The sequence below is a fragment of the Halomonas sp. DP5N14-9 genome (assembly GCF_019802175.1).
Taxonomy (GTDB): Bacteria; Pseudomonadota; Gammaproteobacteria; order Pseudomonadales; family Halomonadaceae; genus Halomonas; species Halomonas litopenaei.
Window position 1 is genome coordinate 104,384 of sequence record NZ_JAHVHR010000009.1, and the last position, 16,939, is coordinate 121,322.

Below are 16,939 nucleotides of genomic sequence, written 5' to 3' on the forward strand. Positions count from 1 at the left end.
GCCTAGAAGTCGTAGGACAGCGAGGCGCTGATCACGTCGTATTCGGTAGCGCTGCTGCCCAGTGTCGTCTGGCCCGCGAGGGTAACGTCCACGCCGCGGCCTAGTCGCTGGGTGGCACCGAGCTCCAGCACGGTACGATCGTCATCGCTCCCTTCGAGAAAGTCGGCGTCGTCGTCCACGTCGCTGGACACGTCGTAGTGGTAGAGCAGGCCACCGAACAGGCGGCCGGTGAAGACGTCGGCACCCAGTCGAACGCCGGCAAAGACTTCGCCGGTTTCTTCGCCGTAGTCGGTTTCCCCCTGCAGGTAGTCGCCATCCACATCGTCATCCAGATAGGTCCCGCCCAGGGTCAGGCTTGAGTCGATCCGGTGCTGGCTCGTCAGCTGATAGCTCGGAAGGTGGTAGGTGGCGGCGCCGCGCGCTCCCCAGCGATCGCCGTCGAGATCGATGCCCTCGACCAGATAGTCGCGTCGTGCGCTGCCGTCCAGGTCCTGAAACAGCAAGGTAGCGTCCAGCACCAGGCGGTCGTTCAGCAGGGCGATGGCGGCGTAGGGCGCGACCATCTCGCCGCCCAGGTCGGTGTGGCCACCACTTTTTCCATCCAGGTACATCTCGCTCTTGCCGGCGGCCACGCCGACCAGCAGGTTGCGGTAGCGGTAGTCGATGCCCAGCAGGGCGACCTTGCCATCGCCGGAGTAGTCCGAACTTCGGGTGTCGCCGTCGAGATCACCGATCTCGGCGGTGCTCCAGACACTTATCCCCGGCGGACGCTGATAGGGACCGTCGCCGAGTGGCGCCATGGTGGCGTCGATGCGCTGGGTGACCGGCCGAAAGTTCTGGGCCATAGCCTGTTTCTGGGCGCCGTACAGGGTCTGGTCGAGTTCCAGCAGGCCCAGTGCATCGGCCAGGGCGAGGGTGCGGTCACGGCCGAGCGCATCGAGGCGCCCGGCGAGCAGCACCTTGCCTTCGCCGTCGGTGAGCACCACCGGGGTCTGACCATCGACCTCTGCCAGGGTGATGCCCGCAGGTAGCCTCAGGGTGACGGGTCTGTCATTGATGCGCACGAACACGCGGCTTCCTCCTGTCACCGCCTGCTGGCCGAGCAACTCCAGGGTCAGGGGGCGATCTTCCAGGGTGCCGACGAAGGTGGTGGCGCTCTGGTCGAGTGGCGCGAGGTCGACGTCAAGTGCAAGGGCACTCGACGAGGCGCTGCCAAGGATCAGGGCGAGGGGAAGGTATCGCCAGGCACGCAGCATCGAGGCGGCATGGCGGGGAGTCCTGCGGGGCGGGGAGAACTGTGGCTCGTGCATGGGATCATCCTTGATGGGCGAAGCCGGCTTCTTGCCAGGATGTCTGGCGTAGCGTCTGACGCTGGCGGGGCGATCGTGAAGATCAGGGGGCGATGACGTCGACTTCAGGGGTTGGCATGAGTGACGGCCATTGTTAAGCATCAAGGGGCGTGGGGTGCGAAATCCTGTGCAGATAATGCCTGTGCGAGGGAAAGTTGGCGTTTTATCGGCAAGTTTTGGTGTCAAAACCGACGTGATTGATGAAATTCGGGCGTCATCAGCAGGGGCTTATGTGGCCACTGCTTCCCTGGTGTCTTGCGCCGACGACATCAGGGCACGCCGTAGCCGAACCATCGCATCAAGGCCTGTGCCAGCCTCGGCGGCAACAGGGTCAGTCCCTGGGTGGCGAGGCACAGTGGCAGTGGGAAGCTGACCCTGGGACGATTGGCATCGATGGCCCTGGCAATGCGCCGGGCCGCCCTTTCGGGGGAACACATGAATGGCTTGGGGCCGGGCATCGCCCGGGCCATGGCCGAATCCACGTAGCCTGGCATCACCAGGGTGACGCCGACGCCATCGCTGGCGAGTCCTCCGCGCAGAGCCTCGGCGTAGGCCTTGATGCCAGCCTTGCTGGCGCTGTAGCTGGGGGTGACCGGCAGCCCATGCCAGGCGGCCAGTGAGCTGATGAAGACAAGCTGGCCACGGCCTCGACGCTGCATGGCAGGGGCAAGCTGGCGCGCCATTTCCATCGGCACGCGTAGATTGATTTCCATCAGCTGACGTCCTGCCTGAAGCGATTCGCCGTCGCGGCGATCGACCACGCCGGTGTTGATGCCGGCGCACATGATCACGATATCCGGCGTCCGTGACAGCCCCGCAAGCCAGGCCTGTCGGGCGTCGTTGTCTTCCAGGGGGCCGCTCGCCAGGCTGACCTCGGCGCCTTGGTCGCGACAGCGCTGCCCTATCTCTGCCAGCGTGTCCTGGCGACGCCCATGAAGCACCAGATGATGCCCTGGCCTGGCGTAGTGGCGCGCCAAGGCGCCGCCGATGGCGCCGGTGGCACCGGTAATCAGGATCAGGCGCTGGGGGGCCGTCATCTGTCGAGTCCTCCTGTGGTGGAAAAGGGGCAAGGGGCAAGGACTGGCGCTCCGTCTCAATAGCGCCCGTACAGATAGCGCCGGACGTGTCGGTAGAGGCGTTGCCACAGCCTCAGCCTTGGCCCTTGCTGGCGTTGGCGTTCGAGCAAGGTGATCGCGGTCTCGACGTTGATCGGCTGGCGGGTAGCGGGGTCCACGTACCCGGGGTAGTGGATCAGCGCCGCTGCGACCAGTACTTCCAGGGTGGCGCGCCGACATCGCCGAGGGGGCGTCGCTGCCTTATCCCGGGTCAGTCCCCAGCCGGCGTAGAAAGGCAGGCCATAGGTAATCACCGGGCGATTGCGGAGTAGCGCCTCGAAGCCCGCCAGGGAGGTCAGGGTGTGAACCTCGTCGACCTGATCGATCAGGGCAGTGATGTTGCCCTCTGCTGCCAGCACACCGTAGGCCTCGGCGGGAACCTGCTCGCCCTGGCGTACGCCGGCGACCACGTCCGGATGGGGACGATAGAGCAGGAAGGCGTTGGGGTGGCGGCGGCGCACCTCTGCAAGCAGGGCGCGATTGGTGCGGATCTCGCAGGCACCGTGACGTACCGAAGCGTCACTTTCCACCTGGCCGATCACCAGCAGCCGGGGACGATCGCTGGGCAGCGCCGGCAAACCGGGCTTGGGCGAGGCGTCGTGGCCGTCGTTGTACTTGGACAGACCCCGTTGTACCAGCCGCGAGATCAGCCTGCGTGCGCGCAGGTGGTCCCGCGGGTTGAACTCGCCATTCTCGATCAGTTCCTCGAGCTCGCTGGGACGGGTGGGGTCGTAGTGGATGCCGGCCCCGTCGATGACCAGCGACAGCGGCCGAGTGAGATCGATGCCGAGGCCCACCGAGCGCAGGAAACCGTCTTCCATGCGATGGACATCGTCTCTTCGGGGATATTGGCTGCCCCACACCAGATGATTCACTGGCGTGGGTGCTGGGTCGGATGCCGTTTCAGACGATGAATCGGTCGATTTCAGCGAGCTCAGTGGCAGCTGTTCGACCTGCGACAGGGGGCCGAGGAAGTCCGTCACGAAGCCGCGCTTCCATCGCGACAGACCGTAGCATCGCCAGTGCCCGGCACCGCGCTGTATCTGACGGCGCTGATCCTCCAGCAGGTCCAGGGTGTCGTCCAGCGTCGCTGGCTCGCCGGTATAGGGGTTGGCGTAGCGTGTGTAGCGCAGGTAGGCGGCGGCGAATACCCGGGCCAGGGATGCCGGTCGCTGACGCCGCGCACAGCGTTGTCGGTCCTGGGTGAGGCCCCAGCCGGCATAGAACGGCAGGCCGTGACAGGTGACCGGCAGGCCCGCCAGCAGCGCCTCGAAGCCGAGTTGACTGGTGACCACATGGACCGCCTCGACCACGTCGAACAGGGCCCAGGGATTGATGTCGTCGGTGATCAGGCGGCAGCGGGGACGGCCGGCGGCCCCCAGCAGGTGGCCCTGGCGTCGCCCGGCGATCACCTCCGGATGGATCTTGATCAGGATTTCGGCCTCGGGATGGCTTTCCAGGGCCTGTTCAAGCATACGAACAAAGGTGGCCTCCGAGGCCCCGCCGCCGACAATGGAAGCGTCGTCCCGGGTCTGGTCCACCACCAGTACCCGGGAGCGGGACGAATCTTCCAGTCGAATGTCAGGGGCGTGGTTGTACTTGGATAGTCGGGCGAGCCGCAGGCGCGCCATCAAGGCGTTGGCCCGTACCTCTTCGGTGGCGTCGATGTCGGCGTGGTTGATCAGGGTCTCGAGATCGGAGGGCCGGGAGGCGTCGTAGTGGATGCCGCTATGATCCACCACCAGGGAGAGGCTGGCGAAGCCTTCATCGGCGGGCCCCCAGGAGCGCAGGAAACCGTCTTCCAGGGCGACGAAGGGCAGACCCTTGTCCGTCGCCAGGCGCCTGGCGCGACGGGTGGTCCCCCGGTTGCCCCAGCCGAGCACCGCGGCGGGGCGGCAACGGTGGCGCTGACGCCAGGGCCGTATGCGGGAAAATTCCGGCAGGCAGGGGGCGAGTATCGGCAGCCGGGCCAGCGCATCGGTCGCCGTCAGGGCCTGGTTGTCTGTGGGGGCCTGGTTGTCTGTCAGGGCCTGGTTGTCTGTCGAGGCATAGTTCGTCGTCAGGGCGGTGGGCTGCCTGTCCTGCTCGTCCGTGTGTGGTGAAGCGCCCATGCGTGCCTGCATCTCGCCGATGATCGGGGGTCCATCGTATCAGCGTGGCGCTAGCCGCCCTGGCCTCGGGTGTGCCGCTGCCTGCAGCCCCGTTGAGTCTCGGCTTGATCGAGGTCGTTCTCGAGTCTGATATTGCGCCTGACTTCCAGTCGCTTCCAGTCGCTTCCAGTCGCTTCCAGTCGCTTCCAGTCGCTTCCAGTCGCTTCTGGTAGCGTCAGCTCGCCAGGGGCGCCAGGGTGTCGAGCAGCGACTGCAGGAAATCCAGACCCTGGTGGAAGTGGCGCTGCAGAAAGCGACCGAGGTCGGTCATCAGGACCATCAGCAGTGCCAGGCCGACGCTGAGAGAAGTGGGGAAGCCGATATTGAATACGGTCAGCTGGGGTGCTGCGCGATTGAGGATGCCGAGTGCCAGGTTGATGGTCAGCAGCGGGGCGACCAGCGGCAGCGCCAGCAGCAGGCCGGTGGCAAAGATGGTGCCGCCGTAGCGGGCCAGCAGAATGAAGGCTTCAGGGTTGAAGCGCTGGATGCCGATGGGCAGGGTCTCGAAGCTGGTGATCAACAGTTCCAGCACGATCAGGTGGCCATTCACCGCCAGGAACATTAGTAGCGTGATCATGTACAGAAAGCGCGAGATCACGACCATGTTGGTACCGCTGGAAGGATCGAAGAAGGTGGCGAAGGCCAGGCCCATCTGCAGTCCGATAAATTCACCGGTGGCCTGTACCACCACCAGAATGACCCGCACGCACAGGCCCATGGCCACGCCGATGATCAGCTGTTCGACCACCAGGCCGAAGCCCGCCCAGGAGGCCACCGGGACATCGGGCAGCGGTGGCAGCATCGGCGAGATGACCACACTGATGGCACCGGCTAGCCCGATCTTGGCCTGGGTAGGCACCGCGCTGTGGCCCCACAGGGGGGCGCTCAGCATCAGCGCGGTGATGCGCATGAACGGCCACAGGAACAGGCTGAGCCAGGCATGCAGCTGGGTGAAGGTGATCTCGACCATCAGGACGCGGGCGCCTCGGGGATAGGGCCGGTGGCTTCAGCGCAGGTGGCCCGGCTCAGGACACCAGCGCCGGGATACTGGTAAACAGCTCCCGGGTGAAGGTGATGATCAGCTGCAGCAGCCAGGGACCGGCCAGCACCAGCACGGCAAACACGGCCAGGATCTTGGGAATGAACGACAGCGTCATCTCGTTGATCTGGGTAGCGGCCTGGAACAGGCTGACCAGCAGGCCGGTGAACAGCGCGGTAAGCAGCAGCGGCGCACCCAGCAGCAGGGTCACGCGCATGCCCTGGTAGGCCAAACTCATGACGGTTTCGGGATGCATGACGAGTCTCCTTGCTGGCGCCGCCTTGTCTGGGCCCGTAGGCCTGTGCCGGGGCCCTGTCGTCGGGGGCCTATAAATAGAAGCTTTCCGCCATCGAGCCGATGATCAGCTGCCAGCCGTCCACCAGCACGAACAGCATCAGCTTGAACGGCATCGAAATGGTCACCGGCGGGACCATCATCATGCCCAGTGACATCAGCACGCTGGCGACCACCAGGTCGATGATCAAAAAGGGGATGAAGATGGTGAAGCCGATCTGGAAGGCGGTCTTCAGTTCGCTGGTGACGAAGGCCGGTACCAGCACCTGCAACGGCACGTCCTCGGGACCGGCCAGGGGGCCGACCTCGGACAGGCGGGCAAACATGGCGAGGTCCGGCTCTCGGGTCTGGCCCAGCATGAACTCGCGAAAGGGCTGCTGGGCGAGCTCGATGAACTGGCCAAAATCGATGGCGTCGGTGGACAGCGGCAGCCAGGCGTCCTGGTATACGTCGCTGAGCACCGGAGACATGATGAAGGCGGTCAGAAACAGCGCGAGGCCCAGCAGCACCTGGTTGGGCGGCGTCGAGGCGGTGCCCATGGCGGTACGCAGCAGGCTCAGCACGATGATGATGCGGGTAAAGCTGGTCATCATCAGCAGCGCCGTGGGCAGAAAGGCCATGGCGCTGAGCAGCAGCAGGGTCTGCAGCGACAGCGACCATTTCTGCCCGCCGTCGGCCATGGGTTCACTGATCAGGCCCGGGATCTGCTGGGCCTGGGCCGGGCCGGCAGCCAGCAGACAGACAACCAGGGCCAGTCCGAGGCTGGCCACAAGTGGCGTCCAGGGACGGGAGGAGAGGTTGCGCTGAAGAAGTATCAACTGTCGCATCACCGCTCTCGCCGACCAAGGTTGGCCTTGAGAGCCTGGCCCAGGCGCTCGCCAAAGCTGTCACCCTGCGGCGCGTCCGGCTGGGCGGGCGTCGCCTCGTCGGTCGGAGCGGGCAGGCTGTCCAGCCGATTGACCTGACCGCCGCCGACGCCGAGCACCAGCCAGCGATCCTGGACCTGGACCACCACCACGCGCTCGCGCTGACCGACGGCGGTGGAGCCGACCACCTTGAGTCGGGACTGCTGGCCGTGAAAGCCGCCGCCCCGCCGCTTCAGCCAGGCGGAAAGCCCCAGCAGGATGGCGATGATCAGTGCCAGGGCGGCGGCGGTCTTGCCCAGCATGGCCAGCCCCAGCAGGCTGTCGCCTCCCTGGGCCAGTCCGTCGACGGCGGCGCTGGAGGTGGTCTCGTTCATCGGTTGAGCTTCTGCACCCGCTCTGAGGGGGTGATGATCTCGGTGATACGGATGCCGTAGCGGTCTTCGACCACCACGACTTCGCCCTGGGCGATCAGGTAGCCGTTGATCAGGATGTCCATCGGCTCACCGGCCAGCCCCTCCAGTTCCACCACCGAGCCTTGGGCCAGTTCCAGCAACTGCTTGATGGTCAGGCGGGTGCGACCAAGCTCCACGGTCAGCTTGACCGGGATATCCATGATCATGTCGAGCTCGCGGGCAGCGCTGGAGGAGGTGCTTTCACCGAGCGGGCGGAACACGCTGTCTCCTGCGGCGCGCGCTGCGGCAGGGGTATCGCTTGAGGCCTGCTCGCCCGGGTTCTCCTCGGCGGCCTGCTGTTCGGCCATGGCATCGGCCCAGGGGTCGTCCTCGCCAGCGCCATCGCTGGTGGCATCGTCCTGTTGTTCGGACATGGCGGCGGCCCAGTCGTCGTCGCCGACAGGGGAGTCGGGTTTATTGGGGTCAGTCATGGTGCGATTCCTTGGAAGGAGGCCGAGAGCCTTTGACGAAGGCGTTGCTGGGCTGGTGACCGGCGGCGTGGTCGAACATCCGCAGGACTCGGAGGGCGCGCTGGTCGCGCTGGCTGCCGTATTCGCATTCCATCACCGGCACCTCGTCGACCTGGGCGGTGACGGTATCGGGCAGTTCGAGCGGCAGGATGTCACCGACCTTCAGCGCCATCACCTCGGCGATGCGCGAGTCGATGGTGGCGAAGTTGGCCACCAGCTCTACCTCTGGATGACGCAGCTCGCCGGCCATGCGCCGGTGGAAGGCGCCGTCCTTGTCGCGACTGTTCTCGCTCAACGGGTTGGTCAGCAGGTCCTTGAGCGGTTCGATCATGCTGTAGGGCATGCAGATCTGGAAGCTGGACGAGAGGTTGCCGACCTCCAGATGAAAGCTGGTGCTGACCACGATCTCGTTGGGCGAGTTGGTGATGTTGGCGAACTTGGACTGCATCTCCGAGCGCAGGTAGCTGATGTCCAGCGGGTAGACGGACTTCCAGGCCTCGCTGTAGCCATCGATGGCCATGTTCAGCACGCGCTGGATGATGCGCTGTTCGGTATTGGTGAACTCGCGCCCTTCGGACTTGGTGACGAAGCGGCCGTCACCGCCGAACAGGTTGTCCACCACCATGAACACCAGGCTCGGGGGAAACACGATCAGGGCCGAGCCCTTGAGCGGTTTCATGGCGATGATGTTGATGTTGGTGGGCACCGGCACGTTGCGCGAGAACTCGCTGTAGCTGAGGTAGCGCACGGCGTCGACGCTGATGTCGGCGCTGCGCCGCAGCAGGTTGAACATGCCGGTGCGGAAGTGACGGGCGAAGCGCTCGTTGATGATGTCCAGGGCCTGCAGACGCTCGCGGATGATGCGCTGCTGATTGGCCGGATCGAAGGGGCGCAAGCGCCCTCGAGCTGCGTTGTCTTCGCCCTCGGCATCGTCGTCGCCGCTGACGCCCTTGAGCAGTGCGTCGATTTCTTCCTGGGACAGGAGATCGTCTTGAGACATGGGGGCGACCTATTGGACGATGAACTCGGTGAACAGCACATCATCGATATGGATGCGCGGACGCTCGGGGCCGAGCACGTCTTCCAGGGTGGCGACGATATCCTCGGCCAGGGCCTTCTTGCCCGATGCGCTGACCAGTGTCTCGGCCTCGCGGTCCGACAGCAGCAACAACAGCTGGTTACGCACCTGGGGGCGGTGCTGTTCCAGCGTCTCGAGGCTAGCGTCATCGCTGAGCTTGAGGGTCAGGCCGGCGTACAACAGGCGCGGTCCGGCGTTGTCTTCGGCCAGGTTGACGGTGAAGGGCTCCAGCTTCAGGTAGATGGGCGCCGTATCTTCGACCGCGCCGGTGCTGGCCTGGGCCATGTGCTCGCCGAAGGTGTCTGCTGATTCTGCGTGCGCCTTTTCCTGGTACAGCAGGTAGAACCCGGCCGCGGCACCGAAGGATGCGAGGATGACCAGGAGCACCAGACACCAGATGAGCCGTCGAGATTTCGCCATGTCCTGAAGTCCTGAGCCTGTGGCCCCTCGAGGGGCGGTAATGTACTAGCGTGCGGGCGTGCCACATCTTTAGTATGCCGTCAGGCATCGGCGATCGATGGCGAGAACAGGCACCGAGTTCGTGCCTATCTTGGGTATTTGTGAGGGAGAGCCCCGCCGCTCACGCTGTGTAGCGGCAGGGGGTGCCTGGAAGGGCGTGGGTCAGGCGCAGGCCAGGCGCGTACCCAGCCCTATGCGTCAGGCGTAGATGTCCACGCGGCCATCGTCTGAGTCGTGGCGCTGGTCAGGGGCAGAGCTTGCCGTGGTGGCCGGCTCCATCGACTCGCCCTTGCCCTGGCCGGAGGCTGCCAGCGATGTCTGGCCGCGAGAGTCCGAGGGTTGCTGGCCGCCAAACTGTGCGCCCTGGTCGCTCACCGAGGCGTCACCGAGCTGGATGCCCTGTTCGGCCAGGGCTTCGCGAAGCTGGGGAATGGCCTGCTCAAGGGCCTGGCGCACCTGGGCGTGGGCCGAGAAGAACTGGGCCTGGGCACCGTGCTCGCCCAGCTTGAGGGTCACCCCCAGCGAGCCGAGTTCGGCAGGGTGCAGGCGTAACTCGACCTGCTGTTCGCCCGCACCGCCCTGGCTGGACAGTCTTGCCAGGGTCTGGCCGAGCTGCTGCGGCCAGGCGGCCTGGTTGAATGACAGTGAGGCATTGGTACCCGGGGGCATGGCGGCGGCCAGGGAGGAGCCAAAGGGCGACGCGCCCCGTGCCTGTGAGGCGGTGGGCGAGAGCACGGCATCCAGCGAAGCGTCGGCCTCGCCCCGGGCAGCGCCAGCAAGGATCTCGCCGGGACGCAGTTCCGCAGCGCCTGACCCTGTGCCCTGGGCCATCCAGCCGGCCGTGTCTGGAGCCAGGGCGCCGGGTGCGAGGCCCGCCGGGGCAACGGGTGCCTGTCCTTGTAAATTACCCTGCGCATTGCTGCCGGCGGCCATGGCTGCCTGCTGCGCCGCCGAGGGAGCGCGATCCACCGGATGCTCGGCCCTGGGGAGTCGATGCAGCGCCGGGAGCGCGTCCTGTGCCAGGCGTGACTGGGCGGGCGCATTTTCCGTGGCGGCGGTGGCGTCGAGGGCGGCGCTCTGCAGTGCTGGGGCCTGATTCTGGACCTGGACCTGGACCTGGACCTGGGCCCGAACCTGGGGCGAAAGCTGAGACTGCGCCGACGGCCCTGATAGCGGAGACGTCGAGAGCGCCGGTGTGGCCTGGGCTGCGACGTCCAGCGGCAGTGCCTGCTGACTTGCGGCGCCGCCTTGTGTCAGCAGTGCATGCGCCCCGCCGGGCAGCTGCCCGGCAAGCGCTGCGCCTGTAGCGTCCCGCGGTGCGCCGTTCAAGCCTGGTGCGCCGAGTCCTGATGACGCCAGCTGGTCTGCGCCAGCAGCGGGCTGCCCGTGGGGGCCCGGGGCCGATGAGGCAACGGCCAGCAGTGCCAGTGTCCAGTCCTGGGGCTCGCTATGGTCCTGATCACTGAACGCCTTGTCGCTGGCCTGGCCATTGGCGGGACGCCCGGTATTGTCGAGGGGGGCCGCCTGGCCGCCGAGTGCGGCCAGGCGCTGGGCGAAGTCGCCACCGACCGGTGCGGCGGCGCCCTTGCTGCCACTGGCCTGGGAAGAAACGGGGCCTGCCAGGCCCAACAGGGTGAGGTCCATGGTGAGTTCCTTTAAGGTCAGTAGCCGCCGGGCATGGCGCTGCCGCGCTGCAGTCGGCTGTTGATCAGGTCGTCGCTGGAGCGCTGTTCCTGGCGGGCCTGCAGGCGCAGGCCTTCCTGGGCACGGCGTTCGGCCAGGGTGTCGTAGGCGCTGAGGCGCTGCTGTTCGTGTTGCCACTCGCGCTGGCTGTCGCTGACCTTCTGGCGCTGTTGCTGGAGCGCTCGTCGTGCGGTGGCCAGGGCATCGTCAAGCGACAGCAGGAAGCGCTGAGTATTGTGCAGGGTGGCCGGATCGATGCCACTGCGCATGTTCTGGTGCAGACGCTCGGCGTATTCCTGTCGGTAGTGTTCCAGCGACGACAGCTGATCGGCGACCTGACGCTCGTCTCGGCGGGCGCTGGCAAGGTGCTGCATCGCCTGGTCGCGGGCGTCCCGGGCCAGCTCTGTCAAGGTGTCCAGAGGGGTTCTCATGGGGTTCCTCCCAGGGTGGACGAGAGCGCCTGACGCGAGGCCTCGAGGGTGGCGCATTCGTCGATTCGCTGTTGCAGAAAGGCTTCCAGATCCGGATAGCGGCGCACGGCTTCGTCCAGGCGAGGGTCGTGGCCGGGCTGGTAGGCGCCCACGCTGATCAGGTCACGGTTGCGCTGGTAGCGCGAGAACATGGCCTTGAAGCCCTGGGCCTGGCGGCGCTGGCCGTCGTCGACGATGGCGTTCATGGCTCGGCTGATCGAGGCTTCGATGTCGATGGCGGGGTAGTGGCCGGATTCCGCCAGGCTGCGCGACAGCACCACGTGGCCATCGAGGATGGCGCGGGCGGAGTCGGCGATGGGGTCTTGCTGGTCGTCGCCTTCGGTCAGCACGGTATAGAAGGCGGTAATCGATCCCCCACCGGGCTCGGCGTTGCCGGCGCGCTCCACCAGCCCCGGCAGTTTGGCGAACACCGAGGGCGGATAGCCCTTGGTCGCCGGAGGTTCGCCGATGGCCAGGGCGATCTCGCGCTGGGCCATGGCGTAGCGGGTTAGGGAGTCCATGATCAGCAGCACGTTCTTGCCGTCGTCGCGAAAGCCTTCGGCCAGGCGGGTGGCATAGGCGGCGCCCTTGAGTCGTTGCAGTGGCGAGGTGTCGGCGGGGGCCGCCACTACCACGGCACGGCGCCGGCCCTCGGGCCCGAGGATGTTGTCGATGAAGTCCTGGACCTCGCGGCCACGTTCGCCGATCAGTCCGACCACGATGACGTCGGCTCGGGTGTAGCGCGCCATCATGCCGAGCAGCACCGACTTGCCGACGCCGGAGCCGGCGAACAGGCCCATGCGCTGGCCTCGGCCGACGCTGAGCAGGGCGTTGATGGCGCGGATGCCGACGTCGATCTGTTCCTCGATGGGAGCACGAGACAGGGGGTTGAGCGGCGGTGTGGCCAATGGCGCCCGGGGGGCGTCATCCAGCTCACCGAGACCGTCCAGCGGAGCCCCGGTGCCGTCAACGACCCTGCCCAGCAGGCTCTCGCCCAGCGGAAAACGCCGCGAGGCATTGACGCTACCGTCGCCCAGGGGCAGCACCCGGGCGCCGGGCATCAGTCCACTGATCTCGCCAAGCGGCATCAGGAACAGGCGATCGCCGGCGAAGCCGACGACCTCGGCCTCGGCGTAGTCGTGCGCTGAGCCGGCAGCGGTATGATCTGCCGTGCCGGGGAGCTCGATGCGACAGCTGTCACCCAGCGCCACCTGCAGGCCGACGGCTTCGATGACCATGCCGGTGGCGCGCACCACGCGGCCTGTGGCCCTGGTCATGGGCAGGGGCTCGACGCGATGGGCGACGGCCTTGAGGGCGTGCTGCCAGCGCTGCTGGTGGATCTGGGGGCCGTTCATGGCGCATCGTCCTCGTGGGCGACGCCATGATCCTCTGGTTCGGGGGTGTGGCGCGGGGCCCTTCTGCGCACCTGGCGATTCACCGCCTGCCAGCGACGCTCCCAGGTGGCGTCGATATCGCCCTGTTCGCCGCTGACCCGGCAGCCTCCACGGTGCAGACGCTCGTCGGCGCGCAGGGTCCAGCCGGCGGCCTCGAGCTGCTCGCCCAGGTGGCGCTCCACCAGGCGCAGATCGAGCGGGTGCAGCCACAGGCGCTGGCGTCCCACCAGTGGCGGATCGGTGTGCAAAAGCCGTTGGACCAGCTCCACCACCTGGCGTGGCCGGGCCTTGAGGGCGTCATCCGCCAGCTGCCGGCCGGTGGCCAGGGCCAGATCGGTCAGATCCTCGGCCACCGCATCGTCCAGCTCGGACAGTGCCGTGCGGAACTCGTCGACGAGTCGGCCAAGCGGTGCCAGGGCCTCTTCACAGCGTCTGTTCAGGGCGTCGGCGATCTCCTGCTCGGCGCGGGCGCGGCCCTCGGCCAGGCCCTGCTCGAGGCCCTGGGCCAGTCCTTTCTGGTAGCCCTCGTCGTAGCCCTTCTGGTGGCCCTGGGCATGGCCCTCGCGGTGGCCCGTCTCGCGGGCCCGGCGGCGCTCGTCGTCGAGTTCCTGGCGAGTGGGCGGGCGCGGGGTCGCTGCGGCCTCGGTGGTGCCGTCGTCGCCTTCCTCGGGCAGCTCGCCCATGTTCCAGCGGCGCCATTGGCTCATGCCGAGACCCTCCTCGCCGGCGTGCCAGGTTCACTGAATCGAGGTGTCCTAGACATAGGCTTCGTCGCCTCCGCTGAGCACGATTTCGCCGTTGTCGGCCAGGCGACGCACCACCTGCAGGATGGCCTTCTGCTCGGTCTCCACCTGGGAGATACGAATGGGCCCTCTGGCGTCCATGTCTTCCTGCAGCAGGTCGGCGGCGCGCTGGGACATGTTGACCAGGAACTTGGCCTTGAGCGTTTCCGGGGCTCCCTTGAGCGCAATGACCAGGCTGTTGGTCTCGATCTCCTTGAGCAACAGCTGGATGCTGCGGTCGTCCAGGTCGCCGATGTTCTCGAACAGGAACATCTCGTCGATGATCTTCTGAGCCAGGTCCTCGCTGTGGGCGCGCACGGTGTCGATGGCGGCCTCTTCCTGGGTGGTGTTCATCAGGTTGAGGATCTCCGCCGCGGTACGTACACCGCCCATCTTGCTGCGCTTGAGGTTCTGGCCGTCGAGCATGCTGGTGAGCACTTCGGTGAGTTCCTGCAGTGCCGCCGGCTGGACGCCGCTGAAGGTGGCGATGCGCAGTACCACGTCGTTGCGCTGCTTGTCGTCGAACAGCTCGAGCACGTCGGCTGCCTGGTGGCGCTCGAGGTGCACAAGCACGGTGGCGATGATCTGCGGATGCTCGTCACGGATCAGCTCCGCCACCATGGACGGCTCCATCAAATTGAGGGCGTCGATGCCGCTGCTGGTGCCGGCGGTTTCGAGGACGTCCTCGATCAGGCTGGAGGCCCGTTCGGTGCCGAGCGCCTTGGTCAACACCGAGCGGATGTGCTCGCTGGAGTTCATGTTGAGACCGATGAACTCCTCGGTCTCGGTGTGGAAGTCGTGCAGCACGCGACGCATCTCTTCGTGGGAGATCTGCCCGAGCTGGGTCATCTCCCTCGATAGCTGCTGGATTTCCTTGGCGTTGAGAAACTTGAACACTTCCGCCGCGCTGTCCTCGTCCAGGGCCAGCAGCAGTACGGCGCTGCGGCGGATGCCGCTCGAGGCTTCGATGTTAGTCATTGGCGTTCATCCAGCTGCGTACGATCATGGCGACCATGCGGGGATCTTCCTGGGCCAGCTCGCGCAGGTCGTTGAGGTTCTGTTCGTAGGCGCTGGCCTTGCGCCGGCGGCGGTTGTCGCGGCCGTAGGTGGCGTCCTCACCGTCGGTCGTCTCGCTGTCACCCTCGGACGCCTCTTCGTCGTCGCTCTCGTCGTCGCCGACCCGTGCCGAGAAGGCGCTGGGCATGGGGGCCGGGGCCACCGGAGCCTCGGTATAACGACGGATCAGCGGGCGCAGCACGAGCAGGTAGAGCAGAGCGACGGCCAGGATGATCAGCAGATAGCGACCGAGTTCCTTGGCCAGTTGATGGACCATCGGGTCCTGCCACCAGGTGGGGGCTGCGACCTCGGGTGCCTGGGCGAAAGCACTGTTGACCACCGACAGGGCGTCGCCGCGGCTTTCCGAGAAGCCCATGGCCTGACGCACCAGTGCCTCGATCTCGGCGAGTTGTTCCGCTGACAGGGGGGTGAGAGTGGCTTCGCCTTGCTCATCGACGCCGTCCTGGTAGTTCACCACCACCGCGGCGGACAGGCGTTCGATGCCTCCCTTCTGGTACTGCACATGTGATACCTGTCGATCCAGCTCGTAGTTGGTGACGTCATCGCGCCGCAGGCGTTGCGGTGACGCCTCTTCCTGTTCGGCGGTATCGGCGGCGGCCTCGTCGTTGTCCTGCTGCGCGGCATCACCGTTGTCGATGGGTGACGCGGCGGTACCTGGCGCGGTGTTGCTCAGGGCGCCGGGAATGCCGCTGGCCAGGTCACCCTGGCCATTGATGTCCAGGCTGGTCTGGCGACTGCGGACCGCCGCCTGTGCGGGCGGCTGGTTCGGGGTGTAGCGCTCCTGGGTCTCTTCACGCTGGGAGAAGTCGATCTGGGCGGTGACCTGGGCACGCACGTTGGCATGGCCGACCAGCGGCGCCAGGATGTCCTCGATGCGCCGCTGGTAGGAACGCTCGATTTCGGCGACGTAGTCCAGCTGCGAGCCGTCCAGCCCCAGGCCGCCAGCGTCGGCAGATGACAGCAGGCGCCCGTTCTGGTCGATCACGGTGACGTCTTCACCGGCCAGGTCGGGCACGCTGGAAGAGACGAGGTGGACCATGGCGGCCACCTGACCCTCGCCGACACGTCGGCCAGGCTCGAGTGTCAGCACCACCGAAGCCTTGGCCGGCTGACGCTCGCGTACGAACACCGAGTCCTTGGCCAGGGCCAGATGGACACGGGCGTTGGCCACCGGTCCCAACGAGGCGATGGATCTGGCCAGCTCGCCTTCCAGGCCACGCTGGTAGTTGATCTGCTCGGCGAACTGACTGATACCGAAGGCCTGATCCTGCATCAGTTCGAGGCCGACGTTGCCGCCGTGGGGCAGGCCCTGTTCGGCAAGCTGCAGGCGCAGGGTGTGCAGCTGGTCGTCCGGCACCATCAAGGCGTGGCCGCCGGCGGAAAAGCGATAAGGCACCCCGCGGCTATCGAGTTCGGTGATGATGGCGCCGCCGTCGGCTTCGCTGAGATTGCTGAACAGGACTCGGTACTGTGGGCGCGAGGCCCACATCACCAGGGCGATGATCAGAGCAATCGCGGCGGCGCCCCCGATCATCAAGAGAATCAGGGGTTTGCCGCGTAAACGGGACGTTAGCCCGGACAGCGGGCCGGAGCTTGAGGCGGAGGCCGCTGAGCTCATGGACGACTCCCGTCGGGGGACGGCAAATGGGGGTTGTTCATTGGCATGACCGGTGGTCCGTGGGTCGGGTGGCCGCGGGCGGTGCCCGGTTCTGTGTTGATGCCCATTATCCCGGGGCTGTGGCCAGCCAATGATCGAAATAGCCCATGTTTTGACGGCCATTTGCTTCGATGACGGTGCGCTCGCTCTTGTTAGGCTTGCTGTCGTGGAGGCGATGCGCCTCCGTCACAGGCCAACGAGACACAGGACCCGTCATGTCGACTCCCGCGATGCAATCGGCCCTTGCCCAGATGACCACCATGGCCCGCGAGGCCAGCCAGGTGTCGTCCCCGACACTGGGGGGCAACACCGAGGCGGCCCAGGCCGACGCCGGCTTCGCCGACGCCTTGAAGTCGTCGATCCAGCGCATCAACGAGCTCAAGGCCACCGCCGATTCGCAGGCCAAGGCCTTCCAGGCCGGGGTGCCGGGGGTCGAGCTCAACGACGTCATGGTCGACATGCAGAAGGCCAGCGTGGCCTTTCAGATGGGCCAGCAGGTGCGCAATCGCCTGGTATCGGCCTACAGGGATGTGATGAACATGCAGGTGTAGGTGCCGCGCTCGGCTACCCCCTCGGCGATCCCCCATCGTCTGCCGACATCTTT

At 66.4% G+C, this 16,939-nt stretch carries 17 protein-coding genes; 1 reads left to right on the forward strand and 16 read right to left on the reverse strand.

Annotation, left to right across the window (positions count from 1 at the left end):
• Positions 1-2: 2 nt before the first annotated feature.
• The 16 genes from KUW00_RS07210 to fliF all read right to left on the reverse strand — a co-directional run bounded on the left by KUW00_RS07210 (position 3) and on the right by fliF (position 16,296).
• On the reverse strand, positions 3-1,310 hold the full coding sequence (locus KUW00_RS07210) for an autotransporter outer membrane beta-barrel domain-containing protein (RefSeq protein WP_222568678.1): 1,308 nt from the start codon (positions 1,308-1,310) through the stop codon (positions 3-5).
• Between the two features lie 308 nt (positions 1,311-1,618).
• Positions 1,619-2,386: an SDR family NAD(P)-dependent oxidoreductase gene (locus tag KUW00_RS07215; RefSeq protein WP_222568679.1), complete on the reverse strand. Its 768-nt coding sequence runs from the start codon at positions 2,384-2,386 to the stop codon at positions 1,619-1,621.
• 56 nt (positions 2,387-2,442) lie between these two features.
• Positions 2,443-4,575, reverse strand: a complete 2,133-nt coding sequence (locus tag KUW00_RS07220; protein WP_222568680.1) for a capsular polysaccharide biosynthesis protein — start codon at positions 4,573-4,575, stop codon at positions 2,443-2,445.
• A 214-nt stretch (positions 4,576-4,789) separates the two neighbouring features.
• On the reverse strand, positions 4,790-5,584 hold the full coding sequence (gene fliR, locus KUW00_RS07225; RefSeq protein WP_108132067.1) for a flagellar biosynthetic protein FliR: 795 nt from the start codon (positions 5,582-5,584) through the stop codon (positions 4,790-4,792).
• A 55-nt stretch (positions 5,585-5,639) separates the two neighbouring features.
• Positions 5,640-5,909, reverse strand: a complete 270-nt coding sequence (fliQ, locus tag KUW00_RS07230) for a flagellar biosynthesis protein FliQ (RefSeq protein WP_045992443.1) — start codon at positions 5,907-5,909, stop codon at positions 5,640-5,642.
• Between the two features lie 70 nt (positions 5,910-5,979).
• On the reverse strand, positions 5,980-6,774 hold the full coding sequence (fliP, locus tag KUW00_RS07235) for a flagellar type III secretion system pore protein FliP (RefSeq protein ID WP_108132068.1): 795 nt from the start codon (positions 6,772-6,774) through the stop codon (positions 5,980-5,982).
• Positions 6,774-7,187, reverse strand: a complete 414-nt coding sequence (fliO, locus tag KUW00_RS07240; RefSeq protein ID WP_045992441.1) for a flagellar biosynthetic protein FliO — start codon at positions 7,185-7,187, stop codon at positions 6,774-6,776. Before fliO ends, fliP begins: the two co-directional genes overlap by 1 nt.
• Positions 7,184-7,696: a flagellar motor switch protein FliN gene (gene fliN / locus KUW00_RS07245; RefSeq protein WP_108132069.1), complete on the reverse strand. Its 513-nt coding sequence runs from the start codon at positions 7,694-7,696 to the stop codon at positions 7,184-7,186. Before fliN ends, fliO begins: the two co-directional genes overlap by 4 nt.
• Complete coding sequence (gene fliM, locus KUW00_RS07250; RefSeq protein ID WP_045992439.1) at positions 7,689-8,735, reverse strand: flagellar motor switch protein FliM; 1,047 nt, start codon at positions 8,733-8,735, stop codon at positions 7,689-7,691. The genes fliN and fliM overlap by 8 nt, the downstream gene beginning before the upstream one ends.
• Before the next feature lie 9 nt (positions 8,736-8,744).
• Entirely contained in the window at positions 8,745-9,233 is a 489-nt protein-coding gene (gene fliL, locus KUW00_RS07255) for a flagellar basal body-associated protein FliL (RefSeq protein ID WP_222568681.1), read from the reverse strand.
• A gap of 237 nt (positions 9,234-9,470) precedes the next feature.
• Positions 9,471-10,916 (reverse strand): flagellar hook-length control protein FliK, encoded by a 1,446-nt coding sequence (locus tag KUW00_RS07260; protein ID WP_222568682.1) that lies wholly within the window; start codon positions 10,914-10,916, stop codon positions 9,471-9,473.
• Positions 10,917-10,933: 17 nt separating this feature from the next.
• Positions 10,934-11,386, reverse strand: a complete 453-nt coding sequence (gene fliJ / locus KUW00_RS07265) for a flagellar export protein FliJ (RefSeq protein WP_108132071.1) — start codon at positions 11,384-11,386, stop codon at positions 10,934-10,936.
• On the reverse strand, positions 11,383-12,780 hold the full coding sequence (gene fliI, locus KUW00_RS07270; RefSeq protein ID WP_045992436.1) for a flagellar protein export ATPase FliI: 1,398 nt from the start codon (positions 12,778-12,780) through the stop codon (positions 11,383-11,385). Before fliI ends, fliJ begins: the two co-directional genes overlap by 4 nt.
• Complete coding sequence (fliH, locus tag KUW00_RS07275; RefSeq protein WP_045992435.1) at positions 12,777-13,526, reverse strand: flagellar assembly protein FliH; 750 nt, start codon at positions 13,524-13,526, stop codon at positions 12,777-12,779. Before fliH ends, fliI begins: the two co-directional genes overlap by 4 nt.
• A 48-nt stretch (positions 13,527-13,574) precedes the next feature.
• On the reverse strand, positions 13,575-14,579 hold the full coding sequence (fliG, locus tag KUW00_RS07280) for a flagellar motor switch protein FliG (protein ID WP_045992434.1): 1,005 nt from the start codon (positions 14,577-14,579) through the stop codon (positions 13,575-13,577).
• A complete protein-coding gene (fliF, locus tag KUW00_RS07285; protein ID WP_222568683.1) occupies positions 14,572-16,296 on the reverse strand; it encodes a flagellar basal-body MS-ring/collar protein FliF in 1,725 nt (574 codons plus the stop codon). The genes fliG and fliF overlap by 8 nt, the downstream gene beginning before the upstream one ends.
• 254 nt (positions 16,297-16,550) lie before the next feature.
• On the opposite strand from fliF, the gene fliE reads away from it, so the two are divergent.
• Positions 16,551-16,886 carry a flagellar hook-basal body complex protein FliE gene (fliE, locus tag KUW00_RS07290; RefSeq protein WP_045992432.1) on the forward strand — a complete coding sequence of 112 codons (336 nt, stop codon included), beginning with the start codon at positions 16,551-16,553 and terminating at the stop codon, positions 16,884-16,886.
• Positions 16,887-16,939 lie beyond the last annotated feature (53 nt).